Genomic DNA, 24,135 nt, shown 5'->3' on the forward strand with positions numbered 1-24,135 from the left:
AACTACGAGATTCACAAACCCACGAGGACAGTCCCATGGCAGAAGCAGTCGCAGGCGCGAAATCCGGCAAGGTCGTCATCCAGAACATCGGGCTGCTGCTCTCCGGCGACATCGACAAGCCGATCCTCGATGCCGACACCATCGTGGTGAACGACGGAATCATCGTTGCCATCGGCAAGCTGAAGGACTGCGACGTCGAGGGAGCCAGGACCGTCATCGACTGCAAGAAGACCTGCGTCGCACCGGGCCTCATCGACAGCCACGTGCACCCGGTGTTCGGCGACTGGACGCCGCGCCAGGGCCAGATCGGCTGGATCGATTCGACGATGAACGGCGGCGTGACCACGATGATCTCGGCCGGCGAGGTGCACCTGCCCGGACGGCCCAAGGACATCGTCGGGCTGAAGGCGCTGGCCATCACTGCGCAGCGCGCCTTCGACAACTTCCGGCCCAGTGGCGTGAAGGTGCTGGCCGGCGCGCCGGTGATCGAGAAGGGCATGGTCGAGAGCGACTTCAAGGAACTGGCCGAGGCGGGCGTCGGGCTGCTCGGCGAGGTCGGCCTGGGCTCGGTGAAGGCTGGTTACGAGGCCAAGGAGATGGTGGCCTGGGCGCGCAAGTACGGCATCCAGAGCACGATCCACACGGGCGGCCCGTCGATCCCCGGCTCGGGCCTGATCGACAAGGACGTGGTGCTGGAGGCTGACGCCGACATCATCGGCCACATCAACGGCGGCCATACCTCGCTGCCGGAGGCGCATGTGTGCGAGCTCTGCGAGAAGAGCTCGCGCGCCATCGAGATCGTGCACAACGGCAACGAGAAGGTGGCCATTGCGGCGGCCAAGGCGGCGCTGGAATTGAAGTGCCCGCACCGGGTCATCCTGGGCACCGACGGGCCGGCAGGCTCCGGTGTTCAGCCGCTCGGCATCCTGCGCATGGTGTCGATGCTGTCGTCGATCGCGAACATCCCGGCCGAGCTGGTGTTCTGCTTCGCGACCGGCAACACGGCGCGCATTCGCAAGCTCAACTGCGGCCTGATCGAAGTCGGCCGCGATGCCGATTTCGTCTTCATGGACCGCGCGCAGCATTCACCCGCGCCGGGCCTGCTGGAGAGCGTGCAGCTGGGCGACATTCCCGGCGTCGGAATGGTGATGATCGACGGCATCGTGCGCTGTGGCCGCAGCCGCAACACGCCGCCTGCGACGGAGATTCCTGTCGTGGTGTCAGGCGCTCACTGAATACGGACATCCGGACGCAGAGGACGCGAAGGTTCCGCGAAGGACGCCGAAGAAGTCAAAAGAAGAAAACCAGAAAAATCTCTTCGGTTTTCCTTCTGCGACTTCTTCGAAACAACCTTTGCGACTTCTGCGTTCGGCCGCCCGATCCCGCATTCCAGCCCGAACGAGGGCAATGCGCACCGATATCACTGGTCGATCGGACGATCGATGGGGTTGGTGATCATCGCGCGCCATGCCGGACCGATCGGCACCTTCAGGTTCTGGCCGCGCGTGGAAACGGGCGATTCGAACCACTTGCTGTAGAGCGGCGCCAACTCGTTGGCCTTGGCCATGGCGAGGATCGTGTCGTCCGCGACCTGCTTGAGGCCGGGGCGGCCCAGTCTCATCATCACCGCGATCGGCTCGAAGTCGCTCGCGCCCTTGACCTCGGTGTAGTACAGGTCCTCCAGCTTGCCGCCCCGGCGCATGGCTTCGCCCAGGAACACGCGGCCCGATCCCAGGTAGGCGGTGGCGCTCTTGTCGACCAGCGCGAAGTAGGCGCGCGTGGAATTGCGCACGGGTTCGACCAGCGGGCCCGCTTCCTTGCGCGAACGCAGCCAGATCTCCCCGCTGCTGTCGTAGGTCACGACCAGCTTCTGCCCCTTGGCGCGCAGGTCCTCGAGCGACTGTGCCGGGTTGGTCTTCAGTGAAATCAGCAAGGCCTGGTCGACGCCGAAGCCCACCGAGAAGGCGAATTCCTTCATGCGCTCGCTCGTGATGGAGGTGGCACCGCATTCCATGTCGACGACCTTCTCGCGCACCAGCAAGGCGCGCGTGGTCACCGTCATGGTGTTGTAGCGCACACGCAGGTTGGGTCGATTGAGCACGCGCTTGAGGTTGGCGGCGATGCGATCGCAGATTTCGACGGAATAGCCCTTGGGCACCCCGTCCTGGTCGACGAAGGCGAATGGCATCGCGTCTTCGCGCACGCCGATGACGATCTGCCCGTTCCTGGCGATTTCCTCGAGATCGGGCGTGAGCACGTTGCCGACCTGAGCACCGGCCGAAGCTGCCAGGACGATGCCTGCCAAGCCACCGGCCCACTTTGAGATGGAGGGAAGTGCGCTTTTCATGCCTGCGAATGGTAGGCAGCCGCTGGGGCACCGACGTCGAAATTGAAACACTTTGACATTTGTGCGCAGTCGTGGCTGCAACGTGGCTCCTTGCGTTGCGTCGGCGCGTCGCACGGTCTTGCCGTCTACGGTGAAACCGGGATTTCGCACTTCGGCACCGGTGCGAATCGGCACCCGAATCACCCGGATTCTTCAGCACCGGACTGGTGCCAAAGTTTCTAATTAACACAAATTTGGCAATCGTAAACTTCGATGATTCGGCCTCTCATAACGGGTTTCCGCAGCGCTTTCAACCCATCAAGAGGGGCACCGTGGCAAATCATCGACCTGCTCCCACGCGCCGTTTGCGTCCTCGCAGCCATCGTTTTGCATTGGAAGCTCGGCAATTGTTTGACGGCGCCGCATTCGTCGAAGCGGCGGCCTCCCACCACGCTGCCGATGGCCAGTCGGCACACCACCCCGCACCCGATGCAGCCCGCAGCGCTGCGCCCCACGACACACCGCGCGACCACCATGCGCGCCCGGCCGAAGGCGCACCGCCCCAGCCGGCCGAATCGAAGGCGCCTGCGGCAGCGCCGCCGGTCGACGTGCCGGCGACCGGCACGCCTGGCACGCCCGCCACATCGACCGCCGAATCGGCCGTCGCACCGCCCGCCATCGAGGTCTATGTCATCGACAAGAGCGTCTCGCACTGGGAAAGCCTGGCCGCCGCGCTGCCCGCGGGCAGCCAGGTCATCCTGCTCGACAGTGACCGTTCGGGCACCGCGCAGATCGCCGAGGAGCTGGCGGGCAAGCACGGCATTGGCGCGCTGCACATCCTGGGCCACGGCACGTCGGAGGGCATCGTGCTGGGCAACCAGACGCTGGCTGCCGACAGCCTCGGCTCGGCGCAGGGGGACTTGCAGCGCATCGGCGCCGCGCTCACGGCCGGTGGCGACATCCTCCTGTACGGCAGCGACGTGGCGGCGCGCGATACCCGCTTCATCGACCGCCTCGCGCAGTTGACCCGGGCCGACGTCGCGGCGTCGACCGGCGCCACGGGTGCGGCCGTGCACGGCGGCGACTGGACGCTCGAAGCCACGCGCGGCAAGGTCGAGACCGCCGCGCTGTCGGTCCCGGGCTACGCCGGCCTCCTGACCACGGCGATGCCCCCGGACAGCGTGGCCGGCACCCGCACGACAGCCGAAGACACGCTGCCGAAAGCCTCAGGTTCCACGGTGTCCGACGCCGCCAAGGGGGACGCACCCACCGCCTCGTCGACTCCGGCCGCCGCGGCCGGCGCCCACGTCCGCACCACGGGCGCGACGGGCTGGGAGCCCGGTGCGAGCTTCGGCCGGGACGATTCGACGCTCGACAGCAAGCTGTCCGCGTCGCAGTCTCGCCACCCCGACGACCCCGACAAGTCGGCCCGCGGTTACAGCACCGACCTGCTGGCCAGGGCCTCGGACGGCAGCGCCGTACTGGAGGGTCGGCGCGTCGCGGTGGACCATGGTGCTTCGACCGACAAAGGCGCCAGCACATCCGGCGACCACGTCCTCCCCCGCACCACCCCGCCCGCCAACGACGCGCCGGTGGTCACCGCCTCGATGAGCGGCCTGCGATTCCTGACCGACAAGGTCAACGCCGTGCCGTTCTTCTCGGTGTCCGACCCGGACCTGTTGCGCCTGAGCGAGGGCGAGACCGACTTCATGCAGGTCACGGTGCGGCTGCTGGACACTGAGACGGCCTCGCCGCTGGCGAGCTACGCCGGCATCACCATCGCCGTGGGCGGATTGCTTGGCGGCGTGGGCGGCCACGATGGCAACAACACCTGGCTCACCGTCCAGGGCACGCTCGCGCAGGTCAACGCGGCGCTGGCCGCGCTCACGCTGGGCTTCGACTCCGACCGCGACGCGCTGTTCCTGGTGCAAGTGATCGCGGACGACCGGCTGCGCGATGACTTCGGCGACCTGGTCGACCAGGATGCCCGCACCGACGGCACGCAGGCGGGCGCCAATGGCGGCCAGAAGAACGAGCCGCCCGGCGGCCCCGGCACCGGCCCGCTCGCCACCGTGCCCGGCACCGATCTGGACTGGGGCTGCGCCACGGTGCCGCCGCCGACCGACCCGCTGGCCGGCAACATCAGTGCGGCCTGGGTCATGATCGGCGTCTCGAGCTGCAATGAGCCCGCGACGCTGGTGGTCGCATGCGACACGCTGTCGGTGTACGAGGACCAGGGCACGCGCATCGGCAAGCACCTGGACATCGACGTAAGCGATCCGGAGTCGGAGGCCTTCGGCACGCCGGTGACGGTGACCTTGGCGCTGACCGACAGCGGCAACGCCGGCACGATCGGCGTCGATGCGAGTTCGACCGTCGACATCGCGGGCAACGGTTCGCGCACGATCACGCTGACCGGCACGGCCATCGACATCACGGCGCTGCTGCGATCACTGACCTACGTCACGGCACACGACATCAACCATGACGTCAACGGCGCAGGCAAGGACGGCGACGTGACGCTGACGGTGACCTTGAGCGACCAGGGGTCGCGCTTCGGCGGCGATGGCAAGAGCAATGTCGTGGACAGCCCGCAGTGCGTGGCCATCACGCTGGTGCCGGTCAACGATGCGCCCACCTTCGACACCGTGCCGAGCGCCGCCATCGAAATCGTCGGGACCACGGCCGTGCCCGGTTTCGTGGTGAACGACATCGACATCACCGGCCACGGCATTGCCACCGGCGAGACGGATTTCCTGCAGGTCACGGTGCGGCTCGCCGATTCGCTCGGCGTACCGCTGCCGGCCACGGGCGCGGTCTCGCATGCGCATGCGACGCTCGGCTCGTCGGCCGCCGAGGCTTCCGGGGCGACCGTGGATTCGCTCTACGACGGCGTCGGCTCGGCGCTGGTCGTTCGCGGCACGCGCGACCAGGTCAACGCGTACCTGGCAGGCTTGCAGGTCGCGTTCGACAGCACGCTGGCCAACAGCGACGCGACGTACAAGATCGAGGTCATCGCGGACGACCGGCTGCGCGACACCACGGACACCAGCGCCCCGGCACTGGACGGCAGCGGCCTTGCCAACGGCGGCAAGGACCCGGCCCGCCACGGCACGCGGGATGTGCCGACAACCGAGGTGACGCCCTACGCGGCGATTCCCCCCGACCTTTGCGCCAACGTGGCCGTTGCCTGCCGGACCCTCGTGCCCACACCGGTCGACGAACCCGCCGAGTACAACGACCCGGCCGCCATCACGGTCACGGCCGTGACGGTGAACGAACGCAGCGCCACCCTGGTGCTCGACGGCACGCGCGGCAACATCACCGTGGCCGACCCGGACGACGAGGGCGCCGCCAACCTGCAGGCGACGGTGACGCTGCCCCCTGGCTTCACCTTCAGCGCGGTCGGCGGCGCGGGCGGAACGGTCAGCGGGATCGACACCACGACCGTCACCCTCGTCGGCACCGAGAGCCAGATCAACTCGCGCCTGCACGCGCTCACCATCGCTTTGCCCGACCCGGCCGGCGAGGCCCGCCCGAGCGACTGGAACGGCAGCTTCCAGGTCACGGTGGTCTACGACGACATGGGCAACACCGGGCTGCGCCCCGTCACGCTCACGCAGCCCGACAGCGGCACCGCCAGCTACGAGGACGGCACGAGCAACCACCTGATCACCACCCAGGTCTTCACGGTCACCGTCAAGCCGGTCAACGATGCGCCCAAGGCGCGGGACGATGCGCGCACCGTCCACGAAGACGGCGACGCCATCACGGGCAACGTGGTCCGCAACGGCGCGCCCGGCGACGTGGCCGATATCGACCGCGACAGCGACGTGCTGACGGTGACGCGGGTGCGCACGGGCCCGGAAGCGGGCAGCGGCACGGCTGGCACCGTGGGCACCGACCTGGTCGGCCAGTACGGCACGCTGCACCTGGACGCCGACGGTTCCTACACCTACACGCTGAACAATGCGGACCCGCGCGTGCAGGCGCTGGCACCCGGCGAGACCGTGGTGGACGTGTTCACCTACACGGTTTCCGACGGCAAGCTGAGCGACAAGGCGCAGCTGTGCGTGAAGATCTGTGGCGCGGACGACGAGCCGACGTTGACAGTGACCGACACCAATGGCGGCGCCACTGGCCAGCTCACGGTGAGCGAGCGTGGCCTTGACGATCCTGCCGACTCCAGTGAAACCGCCAGCGGCTCGCTGACCATCACGGCCCCTGACGGCATCGCCTCCGTCGATATCCACGGCACCGTCATCACGCTCACGCAGTTGCAGGCCGCAACACCTGCCAGCCCGATCACCATCGATACCGACCACGGCCAGATCGTCATCACGGGCTTCACCGCCACCACGACCACGACGGCGCCCAATGGCGATGCGCTCGTGACGGCTGGCACCGTCGACTACAGCTACACCCTGACCCGGCCGCTGGACCACGTCGACCCGGCAGAGCGCACGGACGTGGTGCCCGTGACGGTGACCGACCGCGACGGCAGCACCGCGACTGGCGCGCTGACCGTGCTGATCCAGGACGACACGCCTGACGCCAGGCCGGACACCAACACCATCGCCGAGGACACGGTGGCCAGCGTCGGCGGCAATGTGTTCACCAACGACCGCATCGGCGGCGATGGGCCCGTCGCGGCGGGCCCGGTGACGAGCTACTCGGCCAACGGCAACACCAGCGCCACCGTGGGCGCCGCTGTCACCGGCCAGTTCGGCAGCATCGCCATCAACGCCGACGGCAGCTACACCTACACGCTGGACAACACCAACCCCGCCGTCAACGCGCTCAACACGGGCGACTCGCTGACCGAGACGGTGAGCTACACCCTCACCGACCACGACGGCGACACCAGCACCGCCACGCTGACCATCACCATCCAGGGCCACACCGACGGCGAGCCCACGATCACGCCGGTCGACGGCAACGGCCCCGACACCACCGGCCAGGCGACGGTGAGCGAGCGCGGCCTGGTCGACGGATCGGGCTCGCAGACGACGACCGGCAGCATCGCCATCGATGCACGCGACGGCCTGACGGGCGTGACTGTCGGCGGCACCAGCCTGTCGCTGGCGCAACTGCAGGCCCTGGGCCAGGCCGGTGCCGGCGGCACCGTGACCATCGACACCGGGGAGGGCACGCTGGTGCTCACCGGCTTCAGCGCCACCCCGGCGCAAGGCAGCGTCACCGGCGCAACGCTGAGCTATACCTACACGCTCAAGGCGCCGATCACCAACGCGCCCGGCGCCACCGAAAGTACCGACTCCATTGCCCTCGGCGTGAGCGAGGCAGACGGTGGCACGGGCAGCGGCACGCTGGTCGTGCGCATCGTGGACGACGTGCCCGAGGCCGTCGACGACACCGACGCCATCACCGAGGACGCGCCCGCCAACACCGTCAGCGGCAACGTCCGCACCAACGACACGCAGGGCGCCGATGTCGTCGACGCGGCCACCGGCGTGCCGGTCACCGCCGTCACCTTCGACGGCACGGACATGACCGTGGGCACCGCCTTCGACACGCTCTACGGCCAGCTCGCGCTCAACGCCGATGGCAGCTATACGTACACGCTGAACAATGCGGACCCCCGCGTGCAGGCGCTGGTACCCGGCGAGACACTGACCGAGTCGGTCAGCTACACCCTCACCGACCATGACAGTGACACCAGCACCGCCACGTTGACCATCACGATCAACGGCGCGAACGACGACCCGACCGTGACAGTGACGGATACCAACGGCGGCGCCACCGGCCAGCTCACGGTGAGCGAGCGTGGCCTTGACGATCCAGCCGACTCCAGTGAAACCGCCAGCGGCTCGCTGACCATCACGGCCCCTGACGGCATCGCCTCTGTCGACATCCACGGCACTGTCATCACGCTCACGCAGTTGCAGGCCGCAACACCTGCCAGCCCGATCACCATCGAGACCGACCACGGCCAGATCGTCATCACGGGCTTCACCGGCACCGCGACCACGACGGCGCCCAATGGCGACACGCTCGTGACGGCCGGCACCGTCACTTACACCTACACGCTGACCCAGCCGCTGGACCACGTCGACCCGGCAGAGCGCACGGACGTGGTGCCCGTGAAGGTGACCGACCGCGACGGCAGCACCGTGACCGGCTCGCTGACCGTGCTGATCCGAGACGACACGCCTGACGCCAGGCCGGACACCAACACCATCCCTGAGGACACCACCAGCGTCGGCGGCAACGTGTTCACCAACGACCGCATCGGCGGCGATGGTCCTGGTGTGGCTGGCCCGGTGACAAGCTACTCAGCCAACGGCAACACCAGCACCACCGCGGGCGCCGCTGTCACAGGCCAGTTCGGCAGCATCGTCATCAACGCCGATGGCAGCTACACCTATACGCTGAACAATGCGGACCCCCGCGTGCAGGCATTGCTACCCGGCGAGACACTGACCGAGACGGTGAGCTACACCCTCACCGACCACGACGGTGACACCAGCACCTCCACGCTGACCATCACGATCAGCGGCGCGAACGACGACCCGACGCTGACAGTGACCGACACCAACGGCGGCGCCACCGGCCAGCTCACGGTGAGCGAGCGTGGCCTGAACGATCCCGCCGACACCAGCGAAACCGCCGACGGATCGCTGGCCATCACCGCCCCTGACGGCATCGCCTCCGTCGATATCCACGGCACTGTCATCACCCTCGCGCAATTGCAGGCCGCCACCCCTGCCAGCCCGATCACCATCGAGACCGACCACGGCCAGATCGTCATCACGGGCTTCACTGCCACCGCGACCACGACAGCGCCCAATGGCGATGAGCTCGTGACGGCCGGCACCGTCACTTACACCTACACGCTGACCCAGCCGCTGGACCACGTCGACCCGGCAGAGCGCACGGACGTGGTCCCCGTGAAGGTGACCGACCGCGACGGCAGCACCGTGACTGGCGCGCTGACCGTGCTGATCCAGGACGACACGCCCGACGCCAGGCCGGACAGCAACACCATCGCCGAGGACGCGCTCAGCAACACCGTCGGCGGCAACGTGTTCGCCAACGACCGCATCGGCGGCGATGGCCCCATCGCGGCAGGCCCGGTGACAAGCTACTCGGCCAATGGCAACACCAGCACCACCGCGGGCACCGCCGTCACAGGCCAGTTCGGCAGCATCGTCATCAACGCCGACGGCAGCTACACCTACACGCTCGACAACACCAACCCCACGGTCAACGCACTCAACACAGGCGACTCGCTGACCGAGACGGTGAGCTACACCATCACCGACCACGACGGCGACACCAGCACCGCCACGCTGACCCTCACCATCCAGGGCCACACCGAGGGCGAACCCACGATCACGCCGGTGGACGGCAACGGCCCCGACACCACTGGCCAGGCGACGGTGAGCGAGCGCGGCCTGGTCGACACCAGCGGCAGCGAGCGCACCACCGGCGCGATCGACATCCTCACGCCCCTGGGCCTGGGCAGCGTAACGATCGGCGGACGCGAGATCACGCTCGCGGAACTCCTCGGCGCGGCCGACACGCCGATCCTCATCCCGACGCCCGAAGGCGTGCTGGCCATCACCGGCTTCACGCCCGTCACCACGCAGGATGTCGTCACGGGCGGGCGCATCGACTACGACTACACGCTGACCCAGACCGTGGTCAACGCCCCCGGCGCCACCGAGGCGACCGAACCGATCGCGCTCGTCGTCACGCAGGCCGACGCCGCCGCGACGCGCGCCACCGGCACGCTGGTCGTGCGCATCGTCGACGACGTGCCCGAGGCCGTCGACGACACGGCCCGCATCGCCGAGGACGGCGCGCCCTCGGTCAGCGGAAGCCTCAAGGCCAACGACACGCCCGGCGCCGACGCGGCCAACGGCGTGCCCGTGACCAGCGTCAGCTTCGGCGCCCAGACGGTCGCCCCAGGCACCGTGCTCGCCACGCAGTACGGCAGCATCGTCGTCCAGGCCGACGGCAGCTACATCTACACGCTGGACAACAGCCTGCCCGCCGTGCAGCGCCTGGTGCCGGGCGAGACGCTCACGGACAGCATCCGCTACACCCTCACGGACAACGACGGCGACAGCAGCACCGCGCAGCTCGTCATCACCATCGACGGCAGCACCGACCCGGTCAGCCTGCAGATCGTCGACAACAACGGCGGCGCCCCCGGCCAGGCCACCGTGGACGAGCGCGGCCTGGGCAACCCTGCCGATCCCGGCGAGACCGGCGGCGGCAGCATGGTGATCGGCGCGCCGGACGGCGTGGACCGCATCGTCATCAACGGCACCACCGTGCCCATCGACCAGTTGCAGAACCTGGGCAATGCGCCGGTGGTCATCACGACCGGCATCGGCACCCTCACGCTGACCGGCTACGACCCCGCCACCGGCGTGCTCGTCTACGGCTACACGCTCGACCGCAACCAGTCGCACGCGGCCGGCCCGGTGGTCGACGACATCGCCGTGACGGTGTTCGACCGCGACGGCGACAGCGCCACCGGCACGCTGTCGATCGAGGTGCTCGACGACGTGCCACTGGCGCGCGACGACCTCAGCACCTTGCCCGGCTCCGACCCCGACAACCGGGCGACCGTCACGGGCAACGTCTTCAGCCCGATCGGCGCAGGTGCGGGCGACGTGCCCGACCGGATGGGCGCGGACGCCTCGGCGACGCCGATCAGCGGCGTGTCCGTGGGCGCCCAGCCCGGTGGCCCGGCCGGCCAGATCGGCGTGCCGCTGCGGGGCCTCTATGGGCTCCTCACGCTCAACGCCGACGGCCGCTACAGCTACACGGTGGATGTCGCCAACCCGCTCGTCGTCCAGCTCAACGAAGACCAGACGCTGACCGAGGTCTACACCTACACGCTCACCGATTCCGATGGCGACAGCAGCACCGCGACGCTGACCATCGTCGTTCGCGGCGGCGCCGTTGCCATTCCCAAGGGCGACCAGTACTTCCTCTACGACGACCAGAACCCGTTGATGACGCTCACGCAGGACTACGTGCCGGCGCTGCACGTGCAGCCGGCGGTGCGCGAATCGGCGGCGCTGATCCAGACCCTGTCCGGCCAGATCGGCGACGGGCAGGGGCTGGCTTTCGGGGCGGAGATCCAGAGCGAGTCGCTGCGCGCCGTGCAGAACACGGCGAACCTGCAATACGTGAGCCGCGACGCCGTGGCCTTTTCCCAGCAAGTGGCGCTCGAAGGCCAGGGCCGTGCGCGCGGGACGGGGAACGGCCTCGTCGTCGGCGCGGAAAGCCTGTTCAACGACTTCTCGTCCTTCGAGCCGTTTGCGCCGGGCGTGCAGGGCGCAACGGGCGAACAGGGCGTGGCCGGCACGGTGGCGGAACAGGCTGGCGCGGCAGCGCCGGTCGCGGCGGCGGACGAGACCACCGCCGAAGCAGTGGCGAGCAAGACCGCCGCCGATGCCATCGACATCCGCCCGCCATCCGAGCGCGATGCCGGCTTGCCGGCCGCCGTTGCGGCGGAGCCCCCGAACACCGCACCGCGCACCCTGCCGACCCGCGGCGCGCTGTCCTTCTCCGAGCAACTGGCCGCGATGGCGGCGCGCCAGGGTTCGGTGATCGACATCAGCACCGCCGCCCTTGCGCACAAGGCCCAGCCCATCAAGGTGGCTGCCGTGACGAACCATCGTTGACCGACGGATCTTCCAGGTGGATAAAAAAATGCAAACACCACACCCATCCGCTTCCCGTCCCACGCGCCTGCGGGCCATCGGCCTGTACGCCGCCGCCACGCTGATCGTGGCCGGTTGCGGCTTCGTCCAGCCGGAGAAGATTTCCGAGCGCGATGTCGCCCTGCGCGCCCGCATCGACCAGGAGCGCATCTACCGTGCGCAGGAGCCGCTGGTCGGCCCGGTGACCTTTTCCACGGCACTGGCGCGTGCGCTCAAGTACAACCTGGACTACCGCCTCAAGCTGATGGAGAGCGCGTTGTCGCGCGGCCTGCTCGACGTGTCCAACCTCGACCTGCTGCCGCGCGTGGTGGTCGACGCCGGCTACTACTCGCGCAACAACGATTCGGGCGGCACCAGCATCGGCATCGAGGACCGCCAGATCAGCTTGCGGGCTTCCACGTCCGAGGAGCGCCAGCACAGCACCGCGCGCGCCGCGTTGTCGTGGAATGCGCTGGACTTCGGCATCGGCTACTTCCGCGCGAAGCAGGCCGCGGATGAATACAACATCGCCGAGGAACGTCGCCGCAAGATCCTTCACAACATCGTGCAGGACGTGCGCAATGCCTACTGGCGCGCCGTGAGCGCGCAACTGTTGCTCGGCGAGGCGGACGCGCTGCTGCTGCGCATCCGCGATGCCGTCGGCAAGTCGCAGGAAGCCGAGCGCGCCGGCGTGCTGCCGCCCGGCCAGGCGCTGGCCTACCAGCGGGCGCTGCTCGACGCGATGACGCTGGTCAACGTCAAGCGCCAGGAGATGGAATTCGCCAAGCGCGAACTGGCCGCGCTGATGAGCGTGACGCCCGGCACCGATTTCGACCTGGCCGACACGCCGGACAACCGCATCGCCGCCGTGCCGGTGAACGTGGGCGAACTCGAACAGCTCGCGCTGGAAAACCGGCCCGAACTCGCCGAGGAAGACTACCGGGCGCGTATCGGCGTGAACGAGGCGCGCAAGCAGATCGCCGCGCTGTTTCCCAGCCTGAACCTCTACGCGGGTGCCTCCTACGATTCGAACCGGTTCCTCTACAACAACAACTGGGCCGACGCGGGCGTGAACCTGTCGGTCAATCTCGTGCGCCTGCTGGCCTACCCGACCATCAAGAGCACCAACGAGGCCCGCGCCGAGACCGACCAGGCGCGCCGCCTGGCGCTGACCATGGCCGTCATCACGCAGGTGCGCGTGTCGGTGGAGCGCTACAAGCTCACGGTGCTGGACTATGAGCTGGCGGCCGAGTCGAGCCGCGTGGACCAGCGCTTGGCGAGCGTCTCGCGCGCTGGCAGCAGCAACAAGCTGGAGAGCGAACTGGAGTCGCTGCGCACCGACTCGCGCGCGCTGGTCTCGCGCTTCCAGCTCGCCACCGCCTATGCCTCCACGCAGGCCGCCTACGGCCGCATCATGAACTCGGTGGGCATCGACCTGCTGCCCGAGGAAGTCGAGAGCAGCGACATCCCGACGCTGGCCAAGGCCATCGAAGCCAGCCTGGTGGCAGGCGAGCGCGATGCCTTCCTCATCCCGGCCGTGCTGCAGGCGCGGTCGCGGGCCGTCAGCGTGCGCGTGCTGGACCTGGCCGCGGGCATCGATGCCGGTGCGGTGCGCGGCGCGGTCGAGAACGTGATCTCGCGCAACGACGTCGTGGTACTCCCCTCGGGCGCGCCCTTGCTGCTGACGATGCGCTATGGCCGGCTGGAATCGAAGGCGACGGCGCGCGCACAGTGGCGCATGGCGTTGACCGGGCCTGGCGACAAGCCGGTGCTGTCACGCGACTACGTGAGCTTCCTGCCCGGCGATGCGCCGCAGCGCTCCATCAATGCGTTCGCCGAGGCGGCGGCGCTGTCGGTGCTGACGGATGTGCGCAAGGCGGCCAGCGAGGACAACGGGAAATGAAGGCTGCGTTGCGGACGCGCAGGCCCTGGATGCAGGGCGCTGCGAGGGTCCTGCTGGGCTTGGCCTGTGCGGCCTGCGCGACGTTCATGACCGATGCACAGGCACAGGGCACGACGACACCCGCCGCACGACCGGCCGCCTCCGCGCCTGCGACGGCGGCAGCGCCTGCACCCGCCTCCTCCTCCGCCCCCGCCCGCTCGCCTGCGACAGCGCCCGCGCTTGCGACAGCGCCCGCGATCGCGCCCGCGATCGCGCCGGCGGCGGGCGCGCCGGGCAAGGTCCGCTTCCTGGTGGTCGCGAGCAACGAGAGCAGCCTGTCCTCCGTCACGCCCGGGCGCATCGCCACGGTGCCCGTGGGGCTGGGCGACACCGTGCGCGCAGGGCAGGTGATGGCCACGCTCGATTGCGGCGAGATCCAGGCGCGGCGCGACGCGGCGCGCGCCGAACTCACCTCCGCGCGACTGCAGCACGAGGCCAAGATCAAGCTTCAGGGACTGCAGTCGGCCGCCGAGGTCGAGGTGGAACTGGCCGCGGCCAACGTCGACCGCGCACGCAGCCAGATCCGCGTCTTCGAAGCGCAATCGGCGCAGTGCGTTTTCGTCGCGCCCTTTGCCGGCAGCGTCGCGCGCGTGCATGTGAAGGTGGGGCAAGGCGTCTCCGTCGGTTCGCCGGTGGTGGACCTCGTCGGCGCCGGCCCGCTGAAGGCGCGCATGAACGTGCCTTCGTCATGGCTGGCCTGGCTCAAGGTCGGTGCGCGGCTCGACGCGACCGTGACCGAGACAGGCGCGCAATATCCGCTGCAGGTCACGCGCATATCGGGACGCGCGGATGCGGTCAGCCAGACGGTGGAGATCGAGGCGGCCTTCGTCGGCGCGACGGAGAACGTGCTTCCCGGCATGAGCGGCCAGGCGCTGCCCGCGCTATGAAGCCCACCCCCGAAGCGCCTGCGGCGCCTCCCCCTTCAAGGGGGCGCACCCAGCGGCCCGGCGAAGCCGGTTCCGCGGGTGCCCACGAACAGGCATTGCCTGCACTCGCTTCATGCATCGTGGGTCACGCGACAGCGTGGTGAACACGGACTTATTTCCCTCCCTCGTCGCGAAGGCGCATGTCGCGAAGACGTTGGCCGAACTGGCCTTCGTGATCTGCAACGACACGCTGGCGCTGGTGCCCTATCGGCAGGCCGCGCTGATCGACCTCCGGGGCGCGACGCCCGCGCGCGTGGTCGCCCATTCCGGCCTGGCCGACGTGGACGCCGACGCACCCTATTCGCAGTGGCTGGTGCAGGTGGTTCGCCACTTTCGCGATGCGCTGGCCGCACTGCCACCCGGCGCGCGCGTGCTGGCGCTGTCGGCCGACGCGCTGCCGATGGCGCTGGGCGATGCCTGGGGCGACTGGTTGCCTGCGCACGCGCTGGCGCTCGGCCTCGCCGGCCCCGATGAAAAACTCTGTGCGGTGCTGCTGCTGGCACGCGCCGAGCCGTGGCCGACCGAGCTTCGACCCGGTACGCCCGGCTACATGCTGGCGCGCGCCGCCGGGGTCTTCGGCCACGCGTGGTGGGCCATGGCCCGGCGCCGCCCCACGCTGGGCGCGCGCCTGGCCGCCCTGCCCAGGGCGAAGCTCACGCGCCGCCTGCTGGTCGCCCTGGCCGTGCTGCTGCTGGTGCCGGTGCGCGAGTACGCGCTGGTGCCGGCGGAGGTCGTCTCCAATCGCACCGAGGTCATCGCCTCGCCGCGCGACGGCGTGATCCGCCAGATGACGGTCAAGCCCAACACGCCGGTCACCGCCGGCCAGACCATCGCCGAGCTGGACGACACCACGCTGTACAACCGCCTGTCGGTCGGGCGGGCCGCGCTGGCGACGGCGCGCACCGAGTTGCACCAGGCCTCGCAGCGCGCCATCGAGACGCAGGAGGCCAAGGCCGAGCTCGGCCTGGCGGAAGGCCGGCTCAAGGAGCGCGAGGTCGATGTCGAGTCGCTCGGGCGCGAGATGGAGCGCCTGCAGATCAAGGCCCCCGCAGCCGGCGTGTTCATCTATTCCGATCCGGACGACTGGGCGGGCCGTCCGGTGCAGACCGGCGAGCGCGTCGGCCTGCTGGCCGATCCAGGCGTGCTGGGCCTGCACGCCTGGGCGCCGGTGGCCGAGGCGGTCAACCTCAAGCCGGGTGCGCCGGTCACGCTGTTCCTGCGCGTGGCGCCGCTCAGTCCCGTCTCCGGCCGGATCGACTACGCGAGCTACCAGGTGGTCGACTCGCCGACTGGCGTGGCCAGCTACCTTCTGCGCGGCACCGTCACCGCCAGCGACGACAACGCGCACGCCCGCATCGGCCTGCGCGGCACAGCCCGCATCGCCGGCGACTGGACCGTGCTGGGCTACCTGCTGCTGCGCCGCCCGATCGCCGCCGCCCGGGAGTGGTGCGGATGCTAGGCGCCGCCGTCGACGGCGCGCCCGAAGGCGCCGTACCGGGACTCACTGCCGGCCTGGCCCCACCGTGGCCTGCGCTGCGGCAAGAACTGCAATTGCACCCCGCTGGCACCAACCGCGACGGCTCGCCCGCGTGGCATGTCGCCGATCCGGTGCGCAACCTGTTCTTCCGCATCGGCTGGCTGGAGTTCGAGATGCTCAAGCGCTGGCACCTGCAGGGTGCGGCCGCCATCGCGCAGGACATCGCGGCCCACACCACGCTCGCCGCGCAGGCAGAGGATGTCGAGTCGTTCACCGCGTTCCTGCGGCAGCACCAGTTGCTGGTCGAGCGCGGCCAGGCGCCCCGGGCACCGCGCCGCGGCTGGCGCTGGCTGCTGGACAACTACCTGTTCATCCGCATTCCGCTGGTGCGGCCCGCGCCGCTGCTGCGCCGCATGCTTCCGTGGGTGGGCTGGCTTTTCAGCTGGGGCTTCGTCGCGTTGACGGTGCTGGCGGGCGTCGTCGGCCTGGTGCTGGCCTCGCGCCAGTGGGACGTGGTGCGCGCCAACCTGGCCGGCGCGCTGACGTGGGGGTGGCCTTCCTGGTGCTGTGGCCCATGCCCTATACCGACACCGGCGAGAGCTGGAAGCTGGTGGATTCGCGGCATCGATTCCGGATCGCATCGGCCGGCATCGCCAGCGAATTGGCGCTGGCCGCCTGGTGCACGCTGCTGTGGGCGCTGGCGCCGGACGGCACGCTGCGCAACGCCTTCTTCTTCCTGGCCACCACCGCCTGGGTGCTGACACTGGCGGTCAACGCCAGCCCCTTCATGCGCTTCGACGGCTACTTCATGCTGTCGGACCTGCTCGACTATCCCGGCATGCACGAGCGCGCGGGGCAATGGGCCCGGCGCTTCGTGCGCGGCGCGCTGCTGGGCCTGCGCGAACCCGAGCCTGAGGCGCAGACAACAGGCTTCCGGCGCTTTCTGATCGGCTTCGCGCTGGCCACTTGGGTGTACCGGCTGGTGCTGTTCTTCGGCATCGCCTTGCTGGTCTACCACGCGGTATTCAAGGCGCTGGGCATCTTCCTGTTCCTGGTGGAGATTGGCGTGTTCATCGTGCGGCCGGTCGCGCGCGAGATGAGGCATTGGTGGGCGCACCGGCAGGCGGTGCCGCGCCGCCGCCGGCTGGTGTTCGGCGCCGTGGTGCTGGCCGTGCTGGCGGTGCTGCTGGTGCCGTGGTCGTCCACCGTCGAGGGCAGCGCCGTGTTGCGTGCGCGGGCCGAGCAGCCGCTCTACACGCCCTACGCGGCGCAACTGAGCGAACTGCGCTTTGGCAATGGCGCCATGGTTCGCCGCGGCGAGGTGATCGCCGTGCTCGACGAGCCGATGCAGGCCAACGAGCGGGACAAGGCCCGAGCACTGGAGGCTGCCTACGATCGCACCGCCCGGGGCGCCATGGCCGGCAAAGGCGGCGACGGCGCCGCGCGACAGGTCGTGGCCGAGCGCTTCGCCAGCCGCTACGGGGCGGAACGCGATGCGCGCGTTGCCGAACTGGCGCGGCTTCAACTGGTCGCGCAGCACGATGGCGTGCTGCGCGACGTGGACCCCTCGCTGCGCCCCGGCAGCTGGGTCAACGCCACGACGCCGATCGCATGGCTGGTCGATTCGCGCCGCTGGCGGGCCGAGGCGATGGTGAGCGAACAGGACGCCCTGCGCCTGTCCGCCGGCCAGCGCGCGAGCATCTATGTCCAGGGGGGCAACGGCGTTCCGTTGGAAGGCACCGTGCTGGCGGCCGACAACCATCCGTCGCAGAAGCTGCCGCACCTGCTGCTGGCGCAGAGCCACGGCGGGCCCATCGCACTCAGCCCCGGCGCGCCGCCGGCCGCGTTGCGACCGAGCGAAACGCTGTATCGCGTGCTGGTCGAGGGTGACGGCGCGCTGGACGTCGAGGCCGTGCGGCTGGCGCGCGCGCACTTCCATGCGGAGCCGGTGAGTCTGGCCCGCCGCTGGGCTGCTGCGGCGATTTCGGCGGTGATACAGCAGGCGGATTTCTAGCCAGTGCCCTGAGTCAGAAGATGTGCGCCGAAATCCACCTCCATGCTGACCATCACGTCCGCCTGAAACGGGCTCGACGACAAGCCCAGTTTTTCCATCGCGTGTCTAACCCCGCGCTCGACGCTGTCAACGACCGCACTTGCCTTCTCCAAGGCAACGCAAAGCGAGGACTCATGCTCACCGGCACCGAGCGATATGTGTCCGACGGGCAAACGAACCTTGAGGCCGCCGAATTCGGGAATACGAAACTTGTGCGTCTTGAGCAATGTTCCGGGCAATAAAACGCAGTAACTGCCTTGGGAATCATTGTTCATAGCGAGCCATGACAACCTCCCCAGTGCCGGCGCATTCTTTGCAACGACATAGTCAAGCCGCTGCGCGAGGTGGTCCGAGACGTTTCGTAGGTCGCGAATAGGTTTGAGATCTTCGAGAAGATCGCCGGGAGTTGTCCCCTCAGAATTGCGAGGCATTAGCTTTGCCAGTGAGCGCAGTCGATCAATGGCATCGACGATTGCCCAAGCATCAAGATAGGCGCTGGTGACCTGCCCAGAAAATTCGGGGTTTTGGCCCGCCTCATGCGTTTGCGCAATTGCCCAGAGGGATTCCCTCAGTCGAGTGTCCGCCAAGCCGGCAATCTCTGCCGCGTGCCTGATTCCGTCAAGAATCAAGAACTGGCGTTGATCCAATCCCAAGGGCAGTCTCCTCAACGGCGAGTCAATGGAAATCATCGTCGACCTCTTGTAAGCCCAAGGCATTGAAGCTGTACCTCGTACCGGCGCGCATCGTACCTCGGGGTGTACGTCCGATCTGGCTCGGTCTCTGCTGCATCGATTGGAAGTTAGTTGGGGGGTGCGACGCGACGCCTCTCCCCGCGACGAGCAGGGTCTTCCGCGACATCATCACCGAGCGGCCGCGCCGCGAATGTTTACCCACGTGCCTGAACTCCTCGCTTTGATCGATGAGTACGTCGCACGTCACAACATCAACCCCAAGTCATTCATTTGAACGCCGGGCGCGTGCGAAAACTTCGCTGTGCAAATGCAAGATTAAATCTTCAATTTGCACGAACCTCTTAAAATGCCCGCGATGATCTCCCGTGACGTCGCCCCCCTTGCCGCCAATCTGGCGCGCCAGTACCCGGTCGTGACCCTGACGGGGCCGCGCCAGAGCGGCAAGACCACGCTCTGCCGCAGCCTCTTTCCCGACAAGCCCTACGTCACGCTGGAAGACCCCGACACGCGGCGTTTCGCCGAAGAAGATCCGCGCGGCTTCCTCAAGGGCATCGAAGGCGGCGCCATCATCGACGAGATCCAGCGCGCGCCGCAGATACCTTCCTACCTTCAGGCATTGGTCGATGCCAATCCGATCCCGGGGCGTTTCATCCTGACGGGCAGCCAGCAGTTTGAACTCATGTCGCAGGTGAGTCAGTCACTGGCCGGCCGCACGGCCGTGTTGCGCCTGCTGCCGTTCTCCCTCGCCGAGGTGGCGCGCCTGCATCCAGTGCCCTCGCTGACGCAAACAATGCTCACGGGCTTCTATCCGCGCATTCATGACCGCGGCCTAGACCCTTCGCAAGCGCTCGGCGATTACTTCACGACGTATGTGGAGCGCGACCTTCGCCAGTTGACAGCCGTCCATGACCTGCAGCGTTTCGGCCGCTTCGTACGACTGTGCGCCGGGCGCATCGGTCAGCTGGTGAACCTGACGAGTCTCGGCAACGACGCAGGTGTTTCGCACGCCACCGCCCGGGCCTGGCTTGATTTGCTCCAGACCAGCTACATCGTGCACGTGTTGCCGCCGTGGTTCACCAACACGTCGAAGCGGCTGGTGAAGAGCCCCAAGCTGTACTTTCACGACGTGGGCCTGGCCTGCTGGCTGCTCGGCTTGCGCAACGCCGAGCAGGTGGGGCGCGACCCGCTGTTCGGCAACCTGTTCGAGAACCTGGTGGTCATCGAAGCCCTCAAGGCCCGGTTCAACCAGGGCGAGTCGGCGGAGATGTACTTCTTCCGCGATGCCACCGGCAACGAAGTCGACCTGCTGATTCCCTCGGGACGAAAGCTCCGCGCCGTGGAAATCAAGGCTGGCGCCACAGTCAACGCCGATTACTTTCGCGGCCTTCGCGGTTTCGCGGCGGCCTTCCCCGATGCGCTGGATGGCGGCAGCGTCGTCTACGGCGGCGAAACCGACCAGGCCCGAAGCGATTGGCCAGTGATCAGCTGGCAACGACTGCAGCATCCGCCGGCGCCGTGAGTCGCAAACTTCAGCACGCCTGCAGCGGTCGCCGCGTGCCTGTGTGGGCTCGCAGGGGAAGTTGGACAAAAGGTTGAAGACGCTTGCCTCACGCACCCACGCTGCCGGACGCAGGTGGCGGAAGTTGTGGTCGTGGTCTCAGGCGCTCACCGGAATGCGGGAGCGGACTTGGCCGTACGCGAAGGACCCAACGGTTCCGCGAAGGACGCGAAAGCAGACACAGGGAGAAGACCAGAAAACTTACTTTGGTATTCCTTTCGCGACCTTCGCGCAGCCTTCGCGTCCTCTGCGTACGGCGGTCCGCTCCCGATCCCGCTTTCCGCCTGCCAGGCCTGAAATTCAGCGCCCCCGGTGCGCCTTGAACACCAGATACCGCGCCGACAGGAAGTTCACCGTCAGCCCCGACAGGCTGCCCAGCGCCACGCCCAGTGCCGCCACCCACTCACCCTCCAGCCAATGCAGGGTCAGCACATACACCGTGTAGTTGACGGCAGCGCCGCCCAGCATCGCGGTCAGGTAGCTCAAGTACTCGCGCAGCAGTGAGGAATGCGGCGCGGCATCGGCGAAGGCGTAGTTGCGGTTCACCAGCCACGTCGCCGTCGCCGCGGAAAGAAAGGACAGCACCCGCGCCGCATACCAGCCGAACAGCGGCGCCAGCAGGTACAGCACGACGATGTCCACCACCAGCCCCAGCACGCCCGCGACAACGAACCACGCGAAGCTGCGCGCGCCACCCTTCATGGGCGGCGGCCATCCCGCGCCCTGGCTTGGGCCAGGCCTTGCGCGGTCGCCAGCACCCCGGGAATGGCCAGGTAGCGCAGCCGCTTGGCCTCCTGCCGCCCCACGGTCACGGTGTTCAGGACGATGCCGCACACCAGCGACAGCATCGCGCCCAGCATGATGCCGGTCACCAGCACGGCGGTCGGCAGCCTCGGCACCAAACCCGTGTCCAGGTAGGTGAGCACCAACGGCTGGACCAGCACCAGCGATAGAAGGAACAGGGACGTGGCCACGATGGAGAAGAAATCCAGCGGCCGCTCGCTGATGAACAGCCGCGTGATGGTGCGCATGATGCGCCAGCCGTCGCGGTAGGTGGAGAGCTTGCTTTCCGAGCCCTCCGGTCGCGCCAGGTAGCGGCAGGGCACCTCGGCATAGGGCATGCGCAACTCCAGCGCATGCACGGTGAGTTCGGTCTCGATCTCGAAGCCCTTGGCCAGCGCCGGGAAGGACTTGGCATAGCGGCGCGAGAACACACGAAAGCCCGAGAGCATGTCGGTGAATCCGCCGCCAAACAGGCCGGCCACCGAGCCGGTCAGCAGCCGGTTGCCAAAGCGATGGCCGCGCCGGTAGGTCTGTCCTTCCTGCGGGTCCTCGACACGCGTGCCCACGACCATGTCGAGGTTGCCAGCCACCAGCATGTCGACCATCTGCCGCACGTTGCTCATGTCGTAGGTGGCGTCGCCGTCGACCATCACGTAGATGTCCGCCTCGACGTCCGCGAACATGCGCCGCGCCACGTTGCCCTTGCCGCGCAGGGCCACGTGCGTGACATGCGCGCCCGCTGCGGTGGCGACGGCAGCCGTGTCGTCGCTGGAGTGGTTGTCGAAGACGTGGATCTCGGCTTCGGGCAGCAGCGCGCGGAAGTCGGCCACCACCTGGCCGATCGCCAGCGCCTCGTTGTAGCAAGGGATGACGGCGGCCACGCGAAGTGCAATTGGCAATTCATGTGTGCTGGCGAATGGCTCGGTCATGGCGCGATGGGAAGGATGCGGTAGGCCCTGACGCCGTCCTTTTCGAGGAGCAGGCGGAAGTGGCGATCGAAATCGGGTTGGGTGTGAATGTAAGGGGCCAGCGCCGTCTTGATGACGATGGTGCCGAAATCCTGCGCACGCAGTTTGCGGGCCAGTTGGTCCGGCGGCAGCATGATGAAGTCGGCATAGCGCCAGGGGCCGAACACGTCGCCATACATCAGGTCCGGCCCGAAGTAGAGCGAATCGTTGAGCATCACCTGGTAGGTCTTGCCTTCGATGGGATGCTGGCGCAGGAAGTGCAGCACGTCGTATCCGGCGATGTGGCGCCGGAAGAAGGCCTCGCGGCTTTCAGCGGTCGGCGAGATCTCGCGGATGTTGCGTGCGGAGTGGTACACGCAGGCCGCGCCGAGCAGCACGATGGCCACGACGCCGGCCGCCTTGCCGAGCCCGATCTCCAGCCGGGAAGCCGGCACGCTCACAACGTCCACCCCTGCGGCGCTGCGCTTGCGCCAGGCGCCTCGAATCCACAGGCCGAGCTGGTGCCAGCCGACCGCCGCCATCAATGCGATCAGCGGCAGCGCGGGCGCAAGGTAGCGCGGATAGCGCGAGGTCACGACCCAGACCAGCAGCGACCAGCCGCAGAACAGCATGGCGCCACGCGCGGCCCGCGATCGCCGCACGACCTCGCCGAAGGGCGCGAGCAACACGGCCCACAACACGCCGTTGGGCGGGTTCGCATGATTCTCCTGCACGTCGACAAGCTGGTTCTGGTAGTCGGCCTGGTTCCAGTTGGTGAAGCCGAAGAGGTGCGCGCCCAGCGGGTTGAACGGGTCGCCCGTCATCACCGCATTGCGCGCGTACCAGTAGATGCAGGGCAGCAGGAAGCAGCCGATGGCCAGCAGCCACACCTGTGGTCGCCGCTCGCGCACGATGACGATCAGGCCGACCACCGGCAGGAAGGTGAGCGACTGGTACTTCGAGCCGGCCGCCAGCCCGAGGAAGAAGGCTGCCATCGCAAGCCAGCGCACGCCGCGATCCGGCGCCTCCGCATCACGCCACCACCACAACGCGACGAAGGCCACCAGCACGAACAGCGACACGGCCATGTCGATGTAGGCGTTGTCGTATTGGCCCATGAACAGCCAGATCGCCGCGCCCATGCAGGCCGCGAGCCGGTTCGCGTACATGAGGCCGAGCCGGTAGATCACCAGCACCGAGAGCCAGCCCGCCAGCGCATGCACGAGGTGCGGGAACACGTCGTCGTAGACCTGCAGCACGGCCGCGTAGAGCAGGTCGTAGTTGTACGGAAACCAGGGATAGCGCAGCCATTCGTACACACCCAGGCGCCCGCTTTCCGCGACCTGCCGCGCGTACGGCAGGTGGTACATGATTTCGTCGTAGGTCACCGGGGGTGCGAGGGGTGCCGAGAGCGTGGGCAGCAGCGCCAGCACGAGCCCGACGAGCGCGTAGCGGTCGACCAGCGTGAGCACGGGCGGCGCGGTAAAGGCCTGTCGGCGCCAGCCCGGGAACTGCAGCGCCGCGGCGATCACGCCGGCCGCGAGCAGGCACAACACCGGGACCCGTTGCAATGCGCCCACGAGTCCCAGCGCCTGCATCGCCATGACAAGGAGGCCGAGGCCGAGCGAAGTGGCCATGCCCCATTCGAGCCAGCGATCACGCCGCGCCGGCGCGGCTGCGCGTGACAGGACGGCCTGGCCCAGGCCCCAGCAGGACGCGACGATGACGGCCAACGCAGCGTAGTGCGT

Annotated in this window: 12 protein-coding genes; 7 read left to right on the forward strand and 5 right to left on the reverse strand. The window is 68.3% G+C overall.

Annotated features, from left to right (window positions below):
* Positions 1-35 precede the first annotated feature (35 nt).
* Positions 36-1,235, forward strand: a complete 1,200-nt coding sequence (locus WKW82_RS00460; protein ID WP_340340288.1) for an amidohydrolase family protein — start codon at positions 36-38, stop codon at positions 1,233-1,235.
* A gap of 185 nt (positions 1,236-1,420) precedes the next feature.
* On the opposite strand, the gene WKW82_RS00465 is transcribed toward WKW82_RS00460, so the two are convergent.
* Positions 1,421-2,347: a transporter substrate-binding domain-containing protein gene (locus WKW82_RS00465; RefSeq protein WP_340340289.1), complete on the reverse strand. Its 927-nt coding sequence runs from the start codon at positions 2,345-2,347 to the stop codon at positions 1,421-1,423.
* 386 nt (positions 2,348-2,733) lie between these two features.
* On the opposite strand from WKW82_RS00465, the gene WKW82_RS00470 reads away from it, so the two are divergent.
* The 5 genes from WKW82_RS00470 to WKW82_RS40845 all read left to right on the forward strand — a co-directional run bounded on the left by WKW82_RS00470 (position 2,734) and on the right by WKW82_RS40845 (position 18,368).
* Complete coding sequence (locus WKW82_RS00470) at positions 2,734-11,991, forward strand: VCBS domain-containing protein (protein WP_340340290.1); 9,258 nt, start codon at positions 2,734-2,736, stop codon at positions 11,989-11,991.
* A gap of 28 nt (positions 11,992-12,019) precedes the next feature.
* The gene (locus tag WKW82_RS00475) at positions 12,020-13,912 is read left to right on the forward strand and encodes a TolC family protein (protein WP_340340291.1); all 1,893 of its coding nucleotides are present in this window, start codon (positions 12,020-12,022) and stop codon (positions 13,910-13,912) included.
* On the forward strand, positions 13,909-14,838 hold the full coding sequence (locus tag WKW82_RS00480; protein WP_340340292.1) for an efflux RND transporter periplasmic adaptor subunit: 930 nt from the start codon (positions 13,909-13,911) through the stop codon (positions 14,836-14,838). Before WKW82_RS00475 ends, WKW82_RS00480 begins: the two co-directional genes overlap by 4 nt.
* Positions 14,839-14,977: 139 nt before the next feature.
* Entirely contained in the window at positions 14,978-16,336 is a 1,359-nt protein-coding gene (locus WKW82_RS00485; protein ID WP_340340293.1) for an efflux RND transporter periplasmic adaptor subunit, read from the forward strand.
* A 592-nt stretch (positions 16,337-16,928) separates the two neighbouring features.
* Positions 16,929-18,368, forward strand: a complete 1,440-nt coding sequence (locus tag WKW82_RS40845; RefSeq protein ID WP_479694178.1) for an efflux RND transporter periplasmic adaptor subunit — start codon at positions 16,929-16,931, stop codon at positions 18,366-18,368.
* On the opposite strand, the gene WKW82_RS00500 is transcribed toward WKW82_RS40845, so the two are convergent.
* Positions 18,365-19,096, reverse strand: a complete 732-nt coding sequence (locus WKW82_RS00500; RefSeq protein ID WP_340340295.1) for a hypothetical protein — start codon at positions 19,094-19,096, stop codon at positions 18,365-18,367. The genes WKW82_RS40845 and WKW82_RS00500 overlap by 4 nt on opposite strands.
* A gap of 358 nt (positions 19,097-19,454) precedes the next feature.
* Here WKW82_RS00500 and WKW82_RS00505 point away from each other — a divergent pair, with 358 nt between their 5' ends.
* Positions 19,455-20,618, forward strand: coding sequence for an ATP-binding protein (locus WKW82_RS00505; RefSeq protein ID WP_340340296.1), 1,164 nt, complete (start codon positions 19,455-19,457; stop codon positions 20,616-20,618).
* A gap of 339 nt (positions 20,619-20,957) precedes the next feature.
* Here WKW82_RS00505 and WKW82_RS00510 read toward each other — a convergent pair whose 3' ends face one another.
* The 3 genes from WKW82_RS00510 to WKW82_RS00520 are packed head-to-tail and all read right to left on the reverse strand — an operon-like array spanning position 20,958 to position 24,120.
* Positions 20,958-21,359: a GtrA family protein gene (locus tag WKW82_RS00510; protein ID WP_340340297.1), complete on the reverse strand. Its 402-nt coding sequence runs from the start codon at positions 21,357-21,359 to the stop codon at positions 20,958-20,960.
* Positions 21,356-22,369 carry a glycosyltransferase family 2 protein gene (locus tag WKW82_RS00515; RefSeq protein WP_340340298.1) on the reverse strand — a complete coding sequence of 338 codons (1,014 nt, stop codon included), beginning with the start codon at positions 22,367-22,369 and terminating at the stop codon, positions 21,356-21,358. Before WKW82_RS00515 ends, WKW82_RS00510 begins: the two co-directional genes overlap by 4 nt.
* On the reverse strand, positions 22,366-24,120 hold the full coding sequence (locus WKW82_RS00520) for an ArnT family glycosyltransferase (RefSeq protein WP_340340299.1): 1,755 nt from the start codon (positions 24,118-24,120) through the stop codon (positions 22,366-22,368). The genes WKW82_RS00515 and WKW82_RS00520 overlap by 4 nt, the downstream gene beginning before the upstream one ends.
* Between the last annotated feature and the right edge of the window lie 15 nt (positions 24,121-24,135).

The sequence above is a fragment of the Variovorax rhizosphaerae genome (genome assembly GCF_037889975.1).
GTDB lineage: Bacteria > Pseudomonadota > Gammaproteobacteria > Burkholderiales > Burkholderiaceae_C > Variovorax > Variovorax rhizosphaerae.

Excerpts from the sequence above, each read along its gene's own strand:
- WKW82_RS00480 (WP_340340292.1), top strand. The coding sequence starts at position 13,909 with ATGAAGGCTGCGTTGCGGACGCGCAGGCCCTGGATGCAGGGCGCTGCG.
- WKW82_RS00475 (WP_340340291.1), top strand. The coding sequence starts at position 12,020 with ATGCAAACACCACACCCATCCGCTTCCCGTCCCACGCGCCTGCGGGCC.
- WKW82_RS00500 (WP_340340295.1), bottom strand. The coding sequence starts at position 19,096 with ATGATTTCCATTGACTCGCCGTTGAGGAGACTGCCCTTGGGATTGGAT.
- WKW82_RS00505 (WP_340340296.1), top strand. The coding sequence starts at position 19,455 with ATGATCTCCCGTGACGTCGCCCCCCTTGCCGCCAATCTGGCGCGCCAG.
- WKW82_RS00515 (WP_340340298.1), bottom strand. The coding sequence starts at position 22,369 with ATGACCGAGCCATTCGCCAGCACACATGAATTGCCAATTGCACTTCGC.
- WKW82_RS00510 (WP_340340297.1), bottom strand. The coding sequence starts at position 21,359 with ATGAAGGGTGGCGCGCGCAGCTTCGCGTGGTTCGTTGTCGCGGGCGTG.
- WKW82_RS40845 (WP_479694178.1), top strand. The coding sequence starts at position 16,929 with ATGCCCTATACCGACACCGGCGAGAGCTGGAAGCTGGTGGATTCGCGG.
- WKW82_RS00465 (WP_340340289.1), bottom strand. The coding sequence starts at position 2,347 with ATGAAAAGCGCACTTCCCTCCATCTCAAAGTGGGCCGGTGGCTTGGCA.
- WKW82_RS00460 (WP_340340288.1), top strand. The coding sequence starts at position 36 with ATGGCAGAAGCAGTCGCAGGCGCGAAATCCGGCAAGGTCGTCATCCAG.